Raw genomic sequence first — 6,109 nt, forward strand, 5'->3', positions numbered from 1 at the left:
AATACAGCCGTGCAGGTCAATGGATCTTGTTACGTGAAAGCCCGTATTTTCGGCAATTATCTGTCCCATGTCGATACGATATCGTTATAATCTGGCCGGGGTCGCTCTTCCAGCGCGCGTGAGGGCGTGCCGATGAAGACGAATCCGGCCAGCCGCTCGTCCGCGCTGCCAAAGGCGTCGCGCACATCGTCATTGAAGCTCGGCCATCCGGTCAGCCAGCCGCCGGCAAAGCCCAGCGCATGGGTGGCGTGCAGCAGGTTCATGATCGCGGCGCCGGCCGACAATTCCTGTTCCCAGACCGGAATCTTGCTGCCCGCCACCGGCTTGGACAGCGCTACGACTAATGTCGGCGCCTGATGCGCGAACTGGTGCATCGCCTCGATCTCCAGCCGTCCGGCCTCCGGCTTCTCGGCGCGATAGGCGGCCTCCAGCAGCGCGGCCAGCTTTTCCCTTTTGTCCTGCGGCACGATCACGAAGCGCCAGGGCGCCAGCTTGCCATGATCGGGCGTGCGCAGCGCGACTTCGAGGATCTGGCGCAGCTGCGCATCGTCCGGGCCGGGCGCGATCAGGTCACGCGGCTTGCCGGAACGGCGGGTCTGCAGCAGGGTGAGGGGGCTGGAAAGGTCGTTGAACATCGGTTGCCAAATGGGACGCTTTGCCGCCGGGCGCAAGGGCGAAGGGCGCACTTCCTATCGCTTCAACCCTGCTTTGACTCTGCCCACCTTTCCCCTCTAGGGTCCGCGCCATAACGCCGCCGCTCTTGCCGGCCGGCACAAAAAGACAATTTCAAGGGGGTCCGATGGCGACCGCAATCACCGTACCGGCGGAGGCAGGCAAGACCTGGCTCGGCCATCCGCGCGGCCTGTTCCTGCTGTTCTTCGCGGAAATGTGGGAACGTTTTTCCTATTATGGCATGCGTGCCATCCTGATTTTCTACCTCACCAAACATTTCCTGTTCGGCGAGGACAAGGCCTATATCCTCTACGGCGCCTATACCTCGCTGGTCTATATCACCCCGGTGATAGGCGGCTATCTGGCCGACCGGTTCCTGGGCCCGCGCAAGGCGGTGCTGGTGGGCGGCGTATTCATCGCCATCGGCCATTTCCTGATCGCCATCACCGAAGGGCCGGGGGGACAGGATGCCTTCTATCTCAACGGCTTCTATCTGGCGCTGGCCAGCATCATCGTCGGTACCGGTTTCCTGAAGGCCAATATCTCGGTGCTGGTGGGCGAACTTTATCCCCGTGACGATCATCGCCGCGACCCGGCCTTCTCCATCTTCTACATGGGCATCAACCTGGGCGGCGCCAGCGGACCGATTGTCTGCGGCCTGCTGGGCGAGCTGTGGGGCTGGAGCTGGGGCTTCGGCGCCGCCGGCGTCGGCATGCTGCTCGGCCTCGTCATGTTCGTCTGGCTGCGGCCCTGGCTGCTGGGCAAGGGCGAGCCGCCTGCGCCGGAAAAGCTGCGCGCGCCGGCGATCGGCACGATCTCGCAGGAATGGACCATCTATGCCAGCGCCGCGCTGGGCGTGGCGGCGATCTGGATGGTCATCCGCTATGCCGAACTGCTGGGCTATACGCTGCTGATCTTCTCGGCCCTGACGGTCGCCTACATCCTTTGGCGCTCGGTCACGGTGCTGACCAGGGTGGAGCGCGACCGGATGTTCGCCGCGCTCTTCCTGATCGCGCTCAATCCGCTCTTCTGGGGCCTGTTCGAACAGACCGGTTCCTCGCTCAACATCTTCACCGACCGCAATGTCGATCGCGTCATCCTGGGCTGGGACGTGCCGGCCTCTTTGTTCCAGTCGGTCAACTCCATCTACATCATCCTGCTCGCGCCGCTGTTCGCGGTGCTGTGGACCTTCCTCGACAAGCGCCGGCTGGAGCCATCCTCGCCCGCCAAGTTCGGCATCGGCCTCATCCTGTGCGGTGCCGGCTTCCTGGTGCTGGTCGCGGGCGCGGCGATGGCCGGCCAGTCGCTGACGCCGGTGATCTTCGTCTTCCTCATCTATCTGCTCCACACCATGGCGGAACTCTGCTTCTCGCCGGTCGGCCTGTCGGCGATGACGCGCCTGTCGGTGTCGAACATGGTCGGGCTGGTGATGGGCACCTGGTTCCTGGCGATGGCCGCGGGCAATTTCATCGCCGGCCTGATCGCGCGCGCCACCGGCAGCGGCGAGGCGGGCGACGTGACCCAGGTGCTGGACGTCTACAGCCGCATCGGCTGGTTTTCCGTGGTGGTCGGCGGCCTGGTGCTGCTGGTCTCGCCCTATGTGAAACGCATGATGCATCTCGATCTCATTGCCGCTGAAAAGGGGAAACAGGCATGAACGCACGCAGCAAGCTGCTGCTGGGGCTGGCGCTGGTCGCGACCGGCATGACCGCGCCGGCGGTCGCCAGGAAGGAAAAGGATCAGCCCGCACCGGCGTCGCAGGGCAGTTCGGCCGAGCCGGACAATCCTTACCCTTCCACCTACAAGCCCTATCCGGGCGTCGCCACGGCGATCCGCGGCGCGACCATCTTCGATGGTGAGGGCGGGCGGATCGACAAGGGCGTCGTCTTCCTGTCGGGTGGCAAGATCACCTCGATCGGCGGCCCTGACACGCCGATCCCGGCCGACATCGCGGTGTTCGACGGCACCGGCAAATATGTGACGCCCGGCGTCATCGACATTCACAGCCATCTCGGCGTCTATCCCTCGCCTGCCGTGGACGCGCATTCGGACGGCAATGAAATGACCTCGCCGGTCACGCCCCATGTCTGGGCCGAACATTCGGTCTGGCCGCAGGATCCCGGTTTCGGTCGCGCGCTCGCCAATGGCGGCGTCACCACGCTTCAGATCCTGCCGGGGTCGGGCAATCTGTTCGGCGGCCGCAGCGTGATCCTGAAGAATGTCCAGGCCCGCACCATGCAGGGGATGAAGTTCCCCGGCGCACCCTATGGCCTGAAGATGGCCTGTGGCGAAAATCCCAAGCGCGTCTACGGCGCCAAGGGCCGCGAACCCAGCACCCGCATGGGCAATATGGCGGTCGATCGCCAGACCTGGATCAAGGCGCGCGAATATCAGAAGAAGCGCGCCGCCGGTAAGGACCAGACCCGTGACCTGGGCATGGAGACGCTGGCCGACGCGCTGGAAGGCAAGATCCTGGTCCAGAACCATTGCTACCGCGCCGACGAGATGGCCAATGTGATCGATATGTCGAAGGAGTTCGGCTACAAGGTCACCGCCTTCCACCACGCGGTCGAGGCGTACAAGATCGCCGACCTGCTGCGCGAGAACGGCATCTGCGCCGCCATGTGGGGCGACTGGTATGGCTTCAAGATGGAAGCCTATGACGGGATCAAGGAAAATGTCCCGCTCGTCCACCAGGCCGGCGCCTGCGCCATCGTCCATTCCGATGACGAAAATGGCATCCAGCGCCTGAACCAGGAAGCGGCCAAGGCATTGGGCGCGGGCCGTCGCATGGGCATCAATATCCCTGACGAGATCGCCTGGACCTGGCTCGCCATCAACCCGGCCAAGGCGATGGGCATCGCCGACCAGACCGGCAGCCTGAAGGTCGGCAAGATGGCCGACGTCGTGCTGTGGAACGGCAATCCGTTCAGCACCTATACCCGGCCGGAAAAGGTCTGGGTCGACGGCGCCCTGCTCTATGACGCCAATGATCCCAAGCGGCGCCCGGTAACCGACTTCGAACTCGGCCAGATCGGCGCGGGAGACGTGAAATGACGATGAAGACCGCAATCCGCGCCGCCGCCGCGCTGCTCGCCATTGCCGCCTCGCCCATGGCCCTGGCCCAGACCATCGCGATTACCGGCGCCACCCTGGCGATCGGGGACGGGTCGGAACCGATCCAGAATGGCACCGTGGTCATTTCCGCGGGCAAGGTGGTGGCCGCCGGGGCCGGCGTCGCCGTGCCGGCCGGCGCCAAGACCATCGACGCCAGCGGCAAATGGGTGACGCCCGGCATCGTCTCGGGCTTCTCGCGCGTCGGCCTGGCCGAAGTGCCCGGCGTCAAGGAAACCAACGACATCAACGCCCGCACGCCCTTCTCGGCCGCGATCGATGTTGCGCCGGCGATCAACCCGCTCGCCAATCCGATCGCGATCAGCCGCACCGCCGGCGTGACCCGCGCGGTGGTCGTGCCCGCGACCGGCAACGGCATCTTTGCCGGGCAGGGCGCGGTGGTCGATCTGGGTGCCGATATGGACCCGATCACCAAGGCGCGCGCCTTCCAATATGTCGAGATGGGCGAAGAGGGGGCGGAGGATGCCGGCGGCAGCCGACCGGCGGGTTACCTCACCTTCAAGATGATGCTGCGCGAGGCGCAGGATTATGCCAGGGCCCCGGCCAGCTATGATGGCCGGTCGAAGGACGCGCTGCTCAACCGGGTCGATGCCGAGGCGCTGGTCCCGGTCGTCACCGGCGCCATGCCGCTGATGATCCATGTCGAAAGCGCGCGCGACATTCTCGGCGTGCTGGCGCTCCGGAAGGACTTCCCGGCGCTGAAACTGATCCTCGCCGGCGCGACCGAGGGCTGGATGGTCGCCAGCCAGATCGCCGCCGCCAAGGTGCCGGTGATCGCCGGCGGGCTCGACGACCTGCCCTCCAGCTTCGAGAAGCTGGCCGCGACCCAGAGCAATGTCGGCCGCATGGTCAAGGCCGGCGTGCCCGTCGCCATGGGCCTGATGGACCGGGACGAAGCGCTGCAACTGCGCCTCGCCACCCAGCAGGCGGGCAATATGGTCGCCCTCAACAAGGTGCCGGGCGCCACTGGCCTCAGCTGGGGCCAGGCGCTGCGCAGCATCACTTCCGCCCCGGCCGAGGCGATGGGGCTGGGCGACCGGATCGGCTCGCTCAAGGCCGGCAAGGCGGGCGATGTGGTGATCTGGGACGGCGACCCGCTGGAAATGGAATCGGCGCCGGTCGCGGTGTGGATCGACGGCATCCAGCAGCCGATCGACAATCGCCAGACCAAGCTGCGCGACCGCTACGCCACCCCGGCCGAGGGCAGCCTGCCCAAGGCCTATGAATGGTAAGATGGGGAAGGGGGCCACGGCTCCCTTTTTCATGCCGCGCACATCTGCCGGCAAAATGTGGGGGCCATGGCACCAAAGGCAACCCTGCCTCGTTTGGGCAGGACGCAACCGCGATAGGAGAGGCCCCATGCCCGATGAACTGAACGAAGCCCTCGAGCGGTTCCAGATATTTGCCGCCCGCTTCAAACTGGATGATCTGATCGATGTCGAAAGCGGCTTCACCGGCAACGACGCCGCTCTGCTGGCCGGCGAAGTCGAAATGGCCATCCAGACCAGAGGCATGCAAGACAGCCCCGAGCCGGATATAGACGGCAGCCTGTTCTAGGCAGCACGAAAGACTAGGATAGTCTGGCATCATTGCGAACGCAGCAAAGCAATGACGATGTCGGGCTTTGGCGGCTAATAACCAACAGCAGCAGATGATCTCGAAACGACCATAAGCTGCCATCGTCACCCCGGCCTTGAGCCGGGGTCCCGCTTCTTTATCCGTTGCATAGAAAGGCGGGATGCCGGGTCAATTCCAGCAGACGTATGTGGGTAGGGCGGCCTGCGACCATTTTGTGCTGTCCACACTCGGGAATTGTTCCTGATTGCGGACGTTCGATGTGAATGGCATTGATGAGCTATGAGCAAAAATGATCGTCTCTGGGATCGATATTGGGGTATCCGCGACAATCACAAAACTGGCTATGCTATGCCTATAATCTGGCACCTTTCCGTTCAGCGCGATCCATTAGCGATGACGGAACTTGGCAGCACATTCGACAAGCCCGGTAGCCTTGCCAATCCATTTGGCCAAGCTGGTCTTGCCTATCGAGCATTTCGCCGTAGCCACCTAACCGCCGCGCAGCATCTTGCTATGAACGCATTCAATGGACGTGATCTTCACGGATATCGGTATTGGCTGGCGCGTGCTGCTAAGCTTGGAGACGGTCACGTCCGTCAATGTGGTGTAATTTCGGTGCTGGCCATCGGGCTGCATTTTCAGGCGGCCTTGGGTGTAATCTGTAGCGGCTGAACCTCCTCGGTTATGGGTGTGGCAAGGGCGGCCATGCCCTCGATCTGCATGT

Annotated in this window: 6 protein-coding genes; 5 read left to right on the plus strand and 1 reads right to left on the minus strand. The window is 64.0% G+C overall.

Features of this window, described 5'->3' with window-relative positions; translation table 11 throughout:
* Positions 1 to 56 precede the first annotated feature (56 nt).
* Complete coding sequence (locus AC13EK_RS13690; protein ID WP_037511276.1) at positions 57 to 635, minus strand: nitroreductase family protein; 579 nt, start codon at positions 633 to 635, stop codon at positions 57 to 59.
* Positions 636 to 799: 164 nt separating this feature from the next.
* Here AC13EK_RS13690 and AC13EK_RS13695 point away from each other — a divergent pair, with 164 nt between their 5' ends.
* From AC13EK_RS13695 to AC13EK_RS13715, 5 genes are all read left to right on the plus strand, one after another.
* Positions 800 to 2,329, plus strand: a complete 1,530-nt coding sequence (locus AC13EK_RS13695; protein WP_069336723.1) for a peptide MFS transporter — start codon at positions 800 to 802, stop codon at positions 2,327 to 2,329.
* Positions 2,326 to 3,729 carry an amidohydrolase gene (locus AC13EK_RS13700; RefSeq protein ID WP_004211332.1) on the plus strand — a complete coding sequence of 468 codons (1,404 nt, stop codon included), beginning with the start codon at positions 2,326 to 2,328 and terminating at the stop codon, positions 3,727 to 3,729. The genes AC13EK_RS13695 and AC13EK_RS13700 overlap by 4 nt, the downstream gene beginning before the upstream one ends.
* Entirely contained in the window at positions 3,726 to 5,039 is a 1,314-nt protein-coding gene (locus tag AC13EK_RS13705; protein ID WP_483022237.1) for an amidohydrolase family protein, read from the plus strand. Before AC13EK_RS13700 ends, AC13EK_RS13705 begins: the two co-directional genes overlap by 4 nt.
* Positions 5,040 to 5,166: 127 nt before the next feature.
* On the plus strand, positions 5,167 to 5,364 hold the full coding sequence (locus tag AC13EK_RS13710; protein ID WP_069336722.1) for a hypothetical protein: 198 nt from the start codon (positions 5,167 to 5,169) through the stop codon (positions 5,362 to 5,364).
* Positions 5,365 to 5,664: 300 nt separating this feature from the next.
* The gene (locus AC13EK_RS13715; protein ID WP_483022238.1) at positions 5,665 to 6,057 is read left to right on the plus strand and encodes a hypothetical protein; all 393 of its coding nucleotides are present in this window, start codon (positions 5,665 to 5,667) and stop codon (positions 6,055 to 6,057) included.
* The last annotated feature ends 52 nt before the right edge of the window (positions 6,058 to 6,109 follow it).

The sequence above is a fragment of the Sphingobium sp. L-44 genome (assembly GCF_056859495.1).